12 protein-coding genes are annotated in these 12,579 nt (G+C 68.2%); 6 read left to right on the forward strand and 6 right to left on the reverse strand.

The genetic code is table 11. The annotated features are described in order from the left end of the window. Nucleotides 1-9 precede the first annotated feature (9 nt). The 5 genes from plsX to fusA all read left to right on the forward strand — a co-directional run bounded on the left by plsX (nucleotide 10) and on the right by fusA (nucleotide 5,487). A complete protein-coding gene (plsX, locus tag D2K64_RS07075; RefSeq protein WP_277819086.1) occupies nucleotides 10-1,125 on the forward strand; it encodes a phosphate acyltransferase PlsX in 1,116 nt (371 codons plus the stop codon). 22 nt (nucleotides 1,126-1,147) lie between these two features. Then, nucleotides 1,148-2,107, forward strand: coding sequence for a beta-ketoacyl-ACP synthase III (locus D2K64_RS07080; protein ID WP_120007521.1), 960 nt, complete (start codon nucleotides 1,148-1,150; stop codon nucleotides 2,105-2,107). 116 nt (nucleotides 2,108-2,223) lie between these two features. Next, the gene (locus D2K64_RS07085) at nucleotides 2,224-2,409 is read left to right on the forward strand and encodes a hypothetical protein (RefSeq protein ID WP_120007522.1); all 186 of its coding nucleotides are present in this window, start codon (nucleotides 2,224-2,226) and stop codon (nucleotides 2,407-2,409) included. Between the two features lie 212 nt (nucleotides 2,410-2,621). Beyond that, nucleotides 2,622-3,038: an RNA polymerase-binding protein DksA gene (gene dksA / locus D2K64_RS07090; RefSeq protein WP_120007523.1), complete on the forward strand. Its 417-nt coding sequence runs from the start codon at nucleotides 2,622-2,624 to the stop codon at nucleotides 3,036-3,038. Nucleotides 3,039-3,399: 361 nt separating this feature from the next. Beyond that, nucleotides 3,400-5,487 carry an elongation factor G gene (fusA, locus tag D2K64_RS07095; protein ID WP_120007524.1) on the forward strand — a complete coding sequence of 696 codons (2,088 nt, stop codon included), beginning with the start codon at nucleotides 3,400-3,402 and terminating at the stop codon, nucleotides 5,485-5,487. Between the two features lie 129 nt (nucleotides 5,488-5,616). Here fusA and D2K64_RS07100 read toward each other — a convergent pair whose 3' ends face one another. After that, nucleotides 5,617-5,922: a hypothetical protein gene (locus D2K64_RS07100; protein ID WP_120007525.1), complete on the reverse strand. Its 306-nt coding sequence runs from the start codon at nucleotides 5,920-5,922 to the stop codon at nucleotides 5,617-5,619. A gap of 84 nt (nucleotides 5,923-6,006) precedes the next feature. Here D2K64_RS07100 and D2K64_RS07105 point away from each other — a divergent pair, with 84 nt between their 5' ends. Further along, nucleotides 6,007-6,306, forward strand: a complete 300-nt coding sequence (locus tag D2K64_RS07105; RefSeq protein ID WP_120007664.1) for a hypothetical protein — start codon at nucleotides 6,007-6,009, stop codon at nucleotides 6,304-6,306. On the opposite strand, the gene D2K64_RS07110 is transcribed toward D2K64_RS07105, so the two are convergent. The 5 genes from D2K64_RS07110 to D2K64_RS07130 form a co-directional block, all read right to left on the reverse strand. After that, on the reverse strand, nucleotides 6,303-7,835 hold the full coding sequence (locus tag D2K64_RS07110; protein WP_120007526.1) for a YifB family Mg chelatase-like AAA ATPase: 1,533 nt from the start codon (nucleotides 7,833-7,835) through the stop codon (nucleotides 6,303-6,305). The two genes, D2K64_RS07105 and D2K64_RS07110, sit on opposite strands and share 4 nt — an antisense overlap. Nucleotides 7,836-7,883: 48 nt before the next feature. After that, nucleotides 7,884-8,915 (reverse strand): histone deacetylase family protein, encoded by a 1,032-nt coding sequence (locus tag D2K64_RS07115; RefSeq protein ID WP_120007527.1) that lies wholly within the window; start codon nucleotides 8,913-8,915, stop codon nucleotides 7,884-7,886. Nucleotides 8,916-8,980: 65 nt separating this feature from the next. Continuing rightward, nucleotides 8,981-10,702: an ABC transporter ATP-binding protein gene (locus D2K64_RS07120; RefSeq protein WP_120007528.1), complete on the reverse strand. Its 1,722-nt coding sequence runs from the start codon at nucleotides 10,700-10,702 to the stop codon at nucleotides 8,981-8,983. Nucleotides 10,703-10,807: 105 nt separating this feature from the next. Beyond that, complete coding sequence (locus D2K64_RS07125; RefSeq protein WP_120007529.1) at nucleotides 10,808-11,806, reverse strand: MBL fold metallo-hydrolase; 999 nt, start codon at nucleotides 11,804-11,806, stop codon at nucleotides 10,808-10,810. Between the two features lie 95 nt (nucleotides 11,807-11,901). Then, the gene (locus D2K64_RS07130; protein ID WP_120007530.1) at nucleotides 11,902-12,564 is read right to left on the reverse strand and encodes an EI24 domain-containing protein; all 663 of its coding nucleotides are present in this window, start codon (nucleotides 12,562-12,564) and stop codon (nucleotides 11,902-11,904) included. Nucleotides 12,565-12,579: the final 15 nt, after the last annotated feature.

Here is a 12,579-nt window from a genome sequence, read left to right on the forward strand (position 1 = left end):
CACGGCATCTTGTCGCAGGCGAGCACGCCAGAAGGCAGCACCGCATCGGTGCCGCCGGCTTCAGGCTTTGACCTCGCCATTGACGCCATGGGAGGCGACAACGCCCCCGAATCGGTGCTCGATGGCCTGGAACTGGTTGCCGAGCGTCATCCCAAGGCACGCATCCTGCTGGTCGGCGATGAGGTTCGGCTGGGCGCGCTGTTGTCGCGCCGGCCGAAGGCGGCTCGCATCTGCTCGCTGCGGCACGCGCCGGATGCGGTTCCGGGCGACATGAAGCCCACCGCGGCCTTGCGCATGCGCCAGTCCTCGATGCGCATCGCCATCGACGCCGTGGCGGCGGGCGAGGCTGCTGGCGTGGTGTCGGCGGGCAACACCGGGGCGCTGATGGCGCTGGGCAAGATCGTGGTGAAGACGCTGCCGGAGATCGACCGGCCGGCGCTCGCCGCCATCGGACCTTCGGCCCGGGGCGAGGTGGTGCTGCTCGACCTGGGCGCGAACGTGACTTGCGAACCCCGCAACCTGGTCGAGTTCGCCGTAATGGGTGATGCCTTTGCAAGGGTCGTGCTGGGGCTGCCTGAGCCATCGATCGGCCTGCTGAACGTCGGCAGCGAGGAGCTGAAAGGCGACGACCGCGTCCGCCAGGCAGCTGAGATGCTGCGCGACTCCGTGTTGGCGCCGAACTTCCACGGCTTCGTCGAAGGACATGACATCACCGCTGGCACCGTGGACGTGGTGGTGACCGACGGCTTCACCGGCAACATCGCGCTGAAGACCGGCGAGGGCGCCTTCAAGCTGATGGGCGGGCTGCTGAAGCAGGTCTTCACCTCGTCCCTGATGGCTAAGCTGGGCTATCTCCTGGCCAAGCCGGCGCTGGAACGGCTGCGCGACTTCATGGACCCGCGCCGCTACAATGGCGCCGTGCTGATCGGCCTGAACGGCGTCGTGGTGAAGAGCCATGGCGGTACCGACGGGGTTGGCTTCGCCCATGCTGTGGACGTGGCCATGGACATGGTGGAGCATCGCTTCAACCAGCGCATCCGCGAGAAGCTAGCCACCCTGCCGCCCAAGGGCCGCGCCGTGGAGGGGGAGGCGGGTCCCGCCACCTCCGGCGTTGGCCTCGGCTGATGGCCGATCGGAATCCCCTGCCATGACCCTGCGCGCGCTGATTGCCGGCACCGGCGGCTACCTGCCCGAAACCGTTCTGGACAACGACGCCCTGGCGGCGCGCTACGGGCTCGATACCTCGGATGCCTGGATCCAGGAGCGCACCGGTATTCGCCAGCGCCATCTCGCGGCGCCGGGGCAGATGGCGAGCGACCTGGGCGCCGCTGCGTCGCGCGAGGCGCTGGCGCAAGCCGGCCTGGACGCCGGCTCGGTGGACGGCATCATCGTGGCCACCGCGACGCCGGACGCCGTGTTTCCCTCCACCGCCGCGCGGCTGCAGGCCAAGCTCGGCATCACCCGCGGCTTCGCCTTTGATGTGGCGGCGGCCTGTACCGGCTTCGTGTATGCCTTGTCGGTGGCTGACGCGATGATCCGCGCCGGCCAGGCCCGCTGCATGCTGGTGGTAGGTTCGGAAGTGTTCTCCCGCATCCTCGACTGGAGCGACCGCGGCACCTGCGTGCTGTTCGGTGACGGTGCCGGCGCCGTGGTGCTGCGTGCCGCCGATGCGGCCGAGGCGGGCGATCGCGGCGTGCTGTCATGCCATCTGCATGCGGATGGCCGCCATGCCGACATCCTGCAGGTGGAAGGCACGCCCGGCCTGCTGCGCATGGCCGGCCGCGACGTGTTCCGGCACGCCGTGTCCAAGCTCGCCTCCGTGGTGGATGAAGCGCTCGCCGCGAACGGACTGGCCACCGGAGACGTGGCCTGGCTGGTTCCGCACCAGGCCAACCTGCGCATCATCGACGCCATGGGCCGGAAGCTGGGCCTGCCGCCGGAGCGGGTGGTGGTGGCCGTCGACCGGCATGCCAATACCTCCGCCGCCTCGATCCCGCTGGCTTTGGCCGAGGCCGCACGGGATGGCCGCATCAACCGGGGGGACTTGGTTCTGATGGAGGCGATCGGTGGCGGGCTCACCTGGGGCGCGGCGCTGGCGCGCTTCTGAGCCTCGGCTTCTCGCAAGAATGTCAAGATCGGAAGCGTAACCATTCGGGTGCAGCGATGTTCTGGGGCTGGGTGGCATCTGTGCCACGCCACCGCCGCAGACGAGGACACCGCTCCATGGCCCGCGACCTCCCACAGCCCCTGCTGACATCGGTCCAGGATCGCGACATCTGGCGCCGGGCACGCCCGGCCTACCAGCCGGAAGAAGGACGCGCGGACCGGTCCGACTGGATGAGCCTCGTGAAGGCGGCTGCCCTGATCCTGGTGCCGCTGGCCATGCTGGCCCTGCTGCTCAGCCGCTAGGTTTCCGGCAGAAGGAAGCGTCGCCTCTGCCGGCGGCGCCAGTTTGGTGAAACTGCCGCAGAAATCGGCAGCGATCTTGTTGCGCATCAAAATTTCATACCGCCACCGACACACCCGGCCCTTGGCGCGGGGGTAGGGCGGCCTGTATGGTCCGGCCGCCTTGCGGAAGCTTTTGTGCAGTGCACCTCCGTTCAGGCTGGGGGATCGAAGAAATGCTGATCACTGTGCCGCCGGATTACCGGCCCTCGGAAACCGAGGAATTCATGAGCCCCCTGCAGCAGGCCTATTTCCGGCAGAAGCTTCTGCGCTGGCGCCAGGATCTCCTGCGCGAGGCCACCGATACCTTGGCCAGCCTGAGCGAAGGCGGCATTGCCGAGGCAGATCTGGCGGACCGGGCGAGCGTGGAAACCGACCGGGCCCTGGAGCTGCGCACCCGGGACCGTGCCCGCAAGCTGATCTCCAAGATCGATCAGGCGCTGGAGCGGATCGACAACGGCACCTATGGCTATTGCGAGGAATCCGGCGAGCCGATCGGCCTGCGCCGGCTGGAGGCGCGGCCCATCGCCACCTTGTCGATCGAGGCGCAGGAGCGCCATGAGCGCATGGAGCGCGTCCACCGCGACGACTGACCGGGCCAGAGGGAGGCGCAGGGGGCGATAGCCCTTGCATTTCCGCACGATCCGGTGCATCTGCCGCCACAATGGATGGCCGTCAGGAATCGCCCCACAGGCGGTGCCGCAGCCCTTCGTTCCAAAGGGCCTTTGCAGACCGGCTTCGGCGGATAGGATAGCCTGTCCGATAAAGCCCCAGGTTTCCTGAGGCACCGGCTCGGTTGGTAGGCCAACCAGGCGGACGCGCGGGACGGGAAGCCGCGTCAGGCTTGTTTCATGTTTCCCGCGCGGTTCAGGCCGCGTTTCATTCTTCTGCGCGGCCCAGGCCGTGTTTTCGTTTCCGCGCGGCTGCCGCCGCGATGCGTATTGGAGGCCCCCCGTGGCGCGCACCCCGCTCGAGAAGATCCGCAATATCGGCATCACGGCGCATATCGACGCCGGCAAGACCACGACGACCGAGCGGATCCTGTATTATACCGGCAAGTCTCACAAGATCGGTGAGGTCCACGAGGGCAACACCACCACCGACTACATGGAGCAGGAGCGTGAGCGTGGCATCACGATCACCTCCGCTGCCGTGACGGCCGAGTGGAAGAGCCACCGGATCAACGTCATCGACACTCCGGGCCACATCGACTTCAACATCGAGGTGAACCGCTCGCTGCGCGTGCTCGACGGCGCCGTGTTCATCATCGAGGGCGTGGCCGGCGTGCAGCCGCAATCCGAGACCAACTGGCGCCTGGCCGACCGCTACAACGTGCCTCGCATCATCTTCATCAACAAGCTGGACCGTACGGGCGCCGATTTCTACCGCGCCGCCGCCACGCTGACCGAGAAGCTGGGCATCAACTGGATCGCGTTGCAGCTGCCGATCGGCATCGAGGACACCCTGAAGGGCGTCGTCGACCTGGTCGAGATGAAGGCGCTGATCTGGGAAGGCGACGAGCTGGGCGCCCAGTACCATGAGGCGCCGATCCCGGACGACCTGAAGGACAAGGCCGCCGAATACCGCCAGTTGCTGCTCGACACCGCCCTGTCGGTCGATGACGCGGCGATGGAGGAATACTTCGACAAGGGCGACGTCTCGGTCGAGACCCTGAAGCGCTGCATCAAGCGCGGCACCATCGACGGCACCTTCCGCCCGGTGTTCTGCGGCTCGGCCTTCAAGAACAAGGGCGTGCAGCCGCTGCTGGACGGTGTGGTCGATTACCTGCCCGCGCCCACCGACGTCGCCGGCATCAAGGTGGCGCTGGAGGAGGGCGTTGAGGAGGATCCGGCGAACCCCGCCCGCATCATCCCGGCCCGCGAGGACGCGCCCTTCGCCGCGCTGGCCTTCAAGATCATCAACGACAAGTACGGCAACCTAACCTTTGTCCGCGTCTATGCAGGCGTGATCCGCTCCGGCGACACCTTCATGAACACCACGAAGGGTCACAAGGAGCGCATCGGCCGCATGTTCCAGATGCATGCCGACAAGCGCGAAGAGGTGAAGGAGATCTACGCCGGCGACATCGTCGCCATCGTGGGCCTGAAGGACACCGGCACGGGCGACACCCTGGCCGATGCCTCCGATCCGGTGGTGCTGGAGCGCATGGCTTTCCCGGTTCCGGTCATCGACATCTCGGTTGAGCCGAAGACCAAGGACGGCGTCGAGAAGATGACTCTCGGCCTGCAGAAGCTGGCCGGAGAGGATCCCTCGCTGCGCCTGAAGACCGACCAGGAGACCGGCCAGACCATTCTGTCCGGCATGGGCGAGCTGCACCTCGAGATCATCATCGACCGCCTCCGCCGCGAGTATGGTGTGGACGCCAACATTGGCGCGCCGCAGGTGGCCTATCGCGAGACGATCACCAAGGCGCACACCGAGACCTACACCCACAAGAAGCAGTCGGGTGGTTCGGGCCAGTTCGCCGAGGTGAAGATCACCTTCGAGCCGAAGGAGCGGAACGAGGGGATCGAGTTCGTCAACGGCGTCGTCGGCGGCGCGGTGCCGAAGGAATACATCCCGGCGGTCGACAAGGGCATCAAGGTCCAGGCCGACACCGGCGTGCTCGCCGGCTTCCCGACGGTGGACTTCAAGTACACCCTGACGGATGGCAAGTACCACGACGTCGACTCCTCGGCCCTGGCCTTCGAGATCGCTGCCAAGGCCTGCTTCCGCGAAGGCATGAAGAAGGCTGGCCCGGTTATCCTGGAGCCGATCATGGACGTGGAAGTGACCACGCCGCAGGATCACGTCGGTGACGTGGTGGGTGACCTCAACCGTCGCCGCGGCGTGATCCAGTCGCAGGACATGGCCGGCACCTCGGTGATCGTGCGCGCCCATGTGCCGCTGAAGGAGATGTTCGGCTACATCTCCAACCTGCGGGGCATGACCAAGGGTCGTGCGTCCTTCTCGATGTCCTTCCACCACTACGACCCGGTGCCGCGCAACGTTGCCGACGAGATCATGAAGCAGAGCGCCTGAAGGCGCCTGCCTGCGGCCCTTAACAGGGCCGCAGGCAGAGGCCCCGGCCGGTGCGACATGCCGCATCGACCAGGGTTTCCGGCCAGGATGCGCGACGCGGGCGACAATGTCGTCCGCGTCGTTTGCGTTTCAGCCGGGAAGGCAGCGGATGATGACGGAATGGCCGCGTGCCGGGACCGGGCGCGTGCCGGCCGGGCAAGTGGCCACGGTGTTGCGCTGCGGCGGCCTCAGCCCGGCATCCCAGGCCGGCCTGCCGGCGGACCTGGCGCCGTCGCACCGCCCGGGCTTGCCCCGGACCGGCCTGCCGCCATGCGGGCACAGCCAGCGGCGAATCGCCGCCATTTCCGATGAATCCGGCTTGCGGTAAGGCTCTGCCCAGGCAGCAGGCTGGGCCAGCAGCAGCGGCACGATCAGCAATCGCAGGGCAGGGCGCATGCTGTTCCGCTTATCATGCGGGGAGGGGTCCCGACGATGCGGCTCCCTCTTGAACTCGAACACGGTCGCGGCGACATGCAATGCATGGACCCGCGATCTGATGACCGCCCTGTTATCGACATGACCCCGGAGGGCGAGTTCCGGGGCCCGACGCCCCGCCCGACAACGTGGCTGGATCGCCTGCTGGTGCGCCTGGGCGGCGTCGCCGCGCTGGTGACCATCTTGGCGGTAGGTGTCGTGGTGGCGGCGCTGGCTGTGGCGTTTTTCGCCATCGCTCTGCCAGTGGCGTTGCTCGCGGGCCTGATCGCCTTTGGCAGCCTCTGGTGGCGCATTCGCCGGGCCGGAGCTGGTGGGCGCCCGTTCACCATGGGGGCGCGCCGCTAGGTTTCCGCGGCGGCCGCCATGCGTGACGGGTGGTGACGCTGGCGGTAGCTGAGCGCTTCCGCCATGTCGATCCGGCGGATGCGATCGGCTCCCGCGAGATCGGCGATGCTGCGGGCGACGCGGAAGCAGCGCGTGAATCCTCGGTTGCTGAGGCCGAGCTGTAGGGCGGCACGCTCCGCCAAGGCCAGTGCCTCCCCATCGCACTGGGCCGTCAGTTCTTCCAGCGGGGCATCCGCGTTGCATCGCGGGCCATCGGGATGCCGGCGCTTGGCCTGCAGGTCCCGTGCTCCGGCCACCCTCGCCGCAATAGCGGCGCTGGTCTCGCCGCGCGGCGTGCGGGCCAAATCGCCAGGGGAAATGGGCGCGACCGACAAACTTAAGTCCACGCGGTCCAGCAGCGGCCCTGAGATCCGGGACTGATAGGTTTCGCCGCAACGCGGCGCGGAGCCACAGGCACGCAGCGCCTCGCCCAGATAGCCGCAACGGCATGGGTTCATCGCTGCCACGAGTTGCACCCGCGCCGGGTAGGTCACATGCGCCGCCGCGCGGCTGATGACGCATTCGCCGCTTTCCAGCGGCTGCCGCAGGGCTTCCAGGGCGGGGCGGGCGAATTCCGGCAATTCGTCCAGGAACAGTACGCCGTGATGCGCCAGGCTGATCTCGCCGGGTCGTGCGCGCGGCCCGCCGCCGATCAGCGCGGCCTGACTGGCCGAATGATGCGGGTTGCGGAAGGGGGGGCGAGCGGAGATGCGGCCGCCCTCGATCAGGCCGGCGACGCTGTGCACCAGGCTCACTTCCAGCGCCTCCTGCGGGGAAAGGTCCGGCAGCAATCCCGGCAGACGACTGGCCAGCATGGATTTGCCGGCGCCGGGCGGGCCGATGAACAGCAGGTTATGGCGGCCGGCGGCGGCGATCTCCAGGGCACGCTTGCCGCTTTCCTGGCCGCGCACCTCTGACAGGCAGGCGATGCGCGACACTTCCTGCGTCAAGCCCGGCAAGGGCGGGGGCGGCATCAACTGCCGGCCGGTCAGATGGGCCATCAGCTGCTGCAGGTCCGCCGCCGCCAGGATCTCCAATTCTCCCGCCCAGGCAGCCTCGCCGCCCTGCTGCGCCGGGCAGATCAGGCCGAGCTGTCGTGACGCCGCGCCCAGCGCTGCCGGCAGGATGCCGGCCACAGGCCCGATGGCGCCGTCCAGTGCCAGCTCTCCCAGGGCCGCGAAACTGGCCAACTCGTCTGCCGGTACCAGCCCCATCGCCGCCAGCACGGCCAGCGCGATCGGCAGGTCGAAATGCGAGCCTTCCTTCTGGATGTCGGCCGGGGCGAGGTTCACCAGCACCCGCTTGGGCGGCAGGGCCAGGCCCATCCCGGCCAGCGCGGCGCGCACGCGCTCGCGGCTTTCGGCCACAGCCTTGTCCGGCAGCCCCACCACGGTGAAGGCCGGCAGGCCGCTGGCGATCTGCACCTGTACCTCGATGGGCAGCGTGTCGATGCCGGAAAAAGCGAAGGTGGTGATGCGCGTGACAGCCATGCCGGATTCGTAAGGTCCGGCATGGCAATTTTCAATCTTTAGGTTCTTTCAGCCATGCCAGCCTGTCAGGAACCGCCGCAGTAGGCCGCCGATTACCGCCGTGTTGTAGCCGCCTTCCTGCACCATCACCGTGGGCAGGCCGAGACCGGACAGGCGCTGCGCTGCGCCGGCGAAGCCATCGGCGGTGACGCGCAGGAAGCTCAGCGGCTCGTGTTCGGACGCGTCGAAACCCAGCGGCACCACCAGCGCCTCGGCGCCGAAGCTGCGCGCCGCGGCCGCGGCCGCGTCCACGGCCTCAAGCCAAGGGCTATCACCGGTTCCGCGGGGCAGTGGAAAGTTGCGGTTGAAGCCCTGGCCGGCACCTCCGCCCGTTTCCGAGGCGTGGCCGACATACCAGGGGTAATAGCTTGCCGGATCGCCATGCACTGACAGGGTCAGCACATCCGGCCGGTCCCAGAAGATGCCCTGGGTGCCGTTGCCGTGATGCGCGTCGATGTCGATCACCGCCACCCGTGCGGCACCCGCCCGGCGCAGCGCCTCGGCGGCCAAAGCGCTGTTGTTGACGTAGCAATGCCCGCCGGCACGGGCGGCATAGGCATGGTGCCCGGGCGGGCGCGCCAGGGCATAGGCGCTGCCGCCCTGGGCCGCCACCCCGGCCGCCGCCAGCGCGCAGCTGGCCGCGGCCAGGACCGATTCCCAGGTGCCGGGGCCGATCGGGCAAGCGGTATCGGCAGTGAACCAGCCGGTGCGGCCGATGATCGGCCCCGACAAGGTGGCACCCTGCGCCAGCATTTCCGGCGAGGGGTGCATGTTGGCCACGACCTCCGGCCCGCTATCCGGCATCGCGGCCCATTCGGCGGCCGCTTCCTGCAGGAAGGCCACGTAGTCGGTGGCATGCACCGCCAGCAGCGCCTCCGGCGCCACCAGGGCAGGCGTGGCGATCTCCGCGCCCATCTGCTTCAGGGCGTCCAGCAGCGCCTCGGCACGTGCGGCGACCTCGAAATTCAGCCGCACCTGGCCACGCTGGAGAAAGAACTGCGGCTGGTGCCGCGACTGGTCGGGATGGGCAAAGGCATGCATGACACCGAGGCTAGTGCCGATTCCGCCGGCTTGTCGATCCGCCGCCGGCATCCGTCCATCCGGCCTCAGGCCAAAAGCTCGGCCTGCGCCCCGTTCAGCCGCTGGTACAGAGCGTTGCGCTGCATCAGCTCGGCATGGGTTCCCTGGGCCGAGATGCCGCTGCGATCGACCACGACGATGCGGTCGGCGTTGCGCACCGTGGCCAGACGGTGGGCGATCACCAGGGTGGTGCGGCCTTCCGCCAGCTCGGTGAGGGATTGCTGGATCGCCCGCTCGGTTTCCGTGTCGAGTGCCGAGGTCGCCTCGTCCAGGATCAGGATCGGCGGGTTCTTCAGAAAGATCCGCGCGATGGCCAGCCGCTGCTTCTGCCCGCCGGACAGCTTCACGCCGCGCTCGCCGATCAGCGTGTCGAGACCTTCCGGCAGTTGCTCGATCAGCTGGTCCAGCCGGGCGCGGCGCGCGGCCTCCAGGATCTCGGCTTCCGAGGCGCCGAGGCGGCCATAGGCGATGTTCTCCCGCAGCGTGCCGGCGAACAGGAACACGTCCTGCTGGACGATGCCGATCTGCGCCCGCAGCGACGCCAAAGTCATCTGGCGGATGTCGATGCCATCGATGGTGATGCGGCCGCCCTGCACCTCATAGAAGCGCGGCAGGAGCGAGCAGAGGGTGGTTTTACCCGCGCCGGACGGCCCGACAAAGGCAACGGTATGGCCGGCGGCGATGCGGAGCTCCACCCCGTCCAGTACCGGCCGACCGGTGCCGTAGCCAAAGCGCACCTGCTCGTAGCGGATCTCGCCACGCAGGGCGGGCGCCGGGCGGGCATCGAGGGCATCGGCGATGTCGGGCCGGGTGTCCAGCAGCTCGGTGTAGCGGCGGAAGCCGGCGATGCCCTTAGGATAGGTCTCGATCACCGCGCTGATCTTCTCCACCGGGCGGAAGAACACGCCGACCAGCAGCAGGAAGCCGACGAATTCGCCATTGGTGAGCTGGCCGTTCAGCACGAACCAGCTGCCGGCCAGCATCACCACCATCTGGGTCAATCGCATGCCGAGGTAGTTCAGCGACATGCTGGCGGCCATGATGCGGTAGGCCTCGAGCTTGGTGGAGCGATAGCGGGCGTTGTCGCGGGCGAACAGGGTGCGCTCGTGATCCTCGTTGCCGAAGGCCTGCACCACGCGGATGCCGCCCACCGCTTCCTCGATGCGCGCGTTGAAGGCGCCGACACGGCCGAACAGGTTGCGCCAGGTCACCGTCATGCGGGCGCCGTAATGGGTGGAGGCCCAGGCGATCAGCGGCACGATCACCGCCGTCATCAGCGCCAGCGGCACGTTCACCGTGAACATCAGGGCAAAGGCGCCGAGAAAGGTCATCACGGCGATGAACAGGTCTTCGGGCCCGTGATGCGCGACTTCGCCGACCTCCTCCAGATCCTTGGTGACCCGCGCCACGAGATGGCCGGTCTTCTGGTTGTCATAGAACTGGAAGGACAGCCTCTGCAGGTGATCAAACGCCTTGCGGCGCATCTCGGTCTCGATGTTGATGCCGAGGGCGTGGCCCCAATAGGTGACCACCGCCATCAGGCCGGTGTTCATCAGGTAGACTACGAGCAGGCCGAGCGCGGCCAACAGGATCAGCGGCCAGTCCTGGCGCGGCAGCAGCACGTCCACAAAGGCCTTCACTGCGATCGGGAAGGCCAGCTCCAGCACGCCCGACAGCACGGCGCAGGAGAAATCGAGCAGGAACAACCGCCGATGGGGGCGGTAATAGGCGAAGAAGCGCCGCAGCATGGAAGCCGGTCCCTGGCCAGGATTGAGAGAGCCGCGCGGCGCAACACGGCCGCCCGGCTCCCTATCCGGCGAGAGGCCGGCGTGGTCAACCGCCGCGCCCGCGGATCAGCCCAGCGAGGACATGTTCATCGGTACCGGCACCCAGTCATAGCCTTTGCCGGCCCGTGCCACATGGCCGAGGCCGGGCCAGGGGAAGTGGTAGGACAGCACCGGGTGCCGGTCGGTGGCCAGGCGGTCCAGCATGCGGCTGCGGATCTGCGCCGACAGCTTCGAATCGGTGTCGTAGGAGAATTCCCACGCCGGCCGCTTCAGCAGGAGGATATGGTGGTGCGCCAGGTCGCCAGTGTTGACCATCACCTGGTTGCCGGAGGTGATGGCGTAGCAGTGATGCCCCACCGTATGGCCCGGCGTCGCGATCGCCACCACGCCCGGCGCGACTTCCTGCCCGTCCCGCACCATCACCAGGCGGTCGCGATAGGCCGACAGGTTCTTCTTCGCTCCCTCGATGAAGACGTTCATGAAGGCCGGGCCGCGCTTGTTGCCGTCATCGGTCCAGTATTTCAGGTCCGCCTCCGATACCGCCACCTGGGCATTGGGGAAGACCCGTTGGCCGGCGGCGGTGGTCAGGCCCCAGCAATGATCATTATGGGCATGGGTCAGTACCACCAGGTCGATCTGCTCCGGCTCGATCCCGGCGGCCCGCATGTTGGCCAGAAGCTGACCTGTGGTGGGACCGAACATCTTGCTGTCCGCCCCCATGCTCTCGCCCATGCCGGTATCGAACAAGATCAGCTGGCGCCCGGTGTTCAGCACCAGGATGTTCTGCTCCAGCGTCGCGGTATCCGGCGGCAGAAAGGCGGCTTCCAGGAGGCCCCGCAGCTCGGCGGGCGGGGAAGCGGGAAAGGCCGGCTCCGGCTGGCCCAGCGGCAGCCGGCCATCGGACACGATGGTGGCCTCGTATTCGCCCAAGCGGAACCGGTGCCAGGCCGGCGGCAGGCTGTTGCGGAACGGCGCCGCCGCCCCGGCATCCGGCACCCGCAGCGACAGCGCGCCGCCCATGGCGATTGCGCCGCCAAGCAAAGCGCGACGATTGAGCAAGGTCATGATCGTGTTTCCCCATTCGCTGCAGCGTCCGGCTACGCCGTTCTTCCGGCTTGCACGGAGCGGAGCATGTTCGCGCGAAGGATGCAACGCGGGCTCTAACGCCCGCGGTTCAGTAGATGGGTCATGGCCGCGGTGCCGAGCACCGGCACCAGCAAGTTGCCTACAGGGATCACGGCCAGCGCCGCCAGCACGCCGCCCACCGCCAGCACTTCGTTGCGCCGTTGCCGCCGCAGGATGCGCGACTCGGCCACCGACATGCGGCGCTGCGCCACCCCCTCGAACAGGCCATAGCCGAGCGACACCGCCGCCACCGCCCAGAACAGCACCACCCCGAGCGGCGGCAGGGCGATGGCCAGCGGCAGGATCAGAAGGCTGAGCAGCAGCAGCCGCACCGAAAAGGCGAGGTTGGCGCGGATCTGCGCCGCCAGGGAGGCGCCGCGCGCCTCCGGCAGGCCGGGATAGAAGCGGCGCTCCACGGCATCGGCCACGTCGTCCAGGAACAGGCTGGTGATCGCCAGCATCACCGGCAGGAACAGCCAGACGGCGCCCACCAGCACCAGCGCGCCGCCGAGCAGCCCGGCGGCGGTGGCCATCCAGCCCTGGCCGCCGGCCAGCGCCCCGGCGCCCCAATCCGCCAGCCAGGCGAGACCAGCAAAGGCCAGGATGGAGGCACCCAGCCCCTTCAGCAGCGGACCGCGGAATCCGGGATCGCCGAGCTGGCGCAGGGGCAGGATCAGGCTGGCAGGCACGGCGCGCATGAGCGAGTTCCGGAG

It is taken from the genome of Teichococcus vastitatis (assembly GCF_003604215.1).
GTDB classification, from domain to species: Bacteria; Pseudomonadota; Alphaproteobacteria; order Acetobacterales; family Acetobacteraceae; genus Pseudoroseomonas; species Pseudoroseomonas vastitatis.